Here is a 406-nt window from a genome sequence, read left to right as displayed (position 1 = left end):
TTGTTTCACTTGTTCTGTACCTGGTGGTAAGTCCGGATTAAACTCTCGTTTTGTTTCAAACGGAATTGGATCTTTCGTCACAATTGGTTCCCCTGGTACTGGACCATGTTTTGTCACACTGTCCACCGGCGGTGTCACGATTTCTCCTGTATTTGGATTTTTAACACCTGGTGTACCTGGCACTTCTTCTGTTTCACCTACTGGTAAGTTTGGATCAAATTCGTCTTGATGTCCTGGTGGTACTGCTTCTCCACCATATTCGATGATTTCATCTGTTGGTGGCGTCGTGATTTCTGTTGTTGGTTCACCTTCACCAACTTTTTCTCCTGTTAATGGATTTTTCGTTGTTGGTGTCGTTGTTGTTTTCTCACCATTCTTACCTGGCTGTCTCTTATACACGTCTGAC

1 protein-coding gene is annotated in these 406 nt (G+C 43.6%); it reads right to left on the bottom strand.

Features of this window, described 5'->3' with window-relative positions; translation table 11 throughout:
* The coding region (locus tag E4T88_RS17630) for an E domain-containing protein (protein WP_221411833.1) at positions 1 to 406 on the bottom strand (406 nt) is incomplete at both ends.

It is taken from the genome of Dysgonomonas mossii (assembly GCF_004569505.1).
GTDB lineage: Bacteria > Bacteroidota > Bacteroidia > Bacteroidales > Dysgonomonadaceae > Dysgonomonas.
The sequence above is the reverse complement of the archived record's forward strand: the minus strand, read 5'-3'. Positions and strand labels throughout refer to the sequence as shown.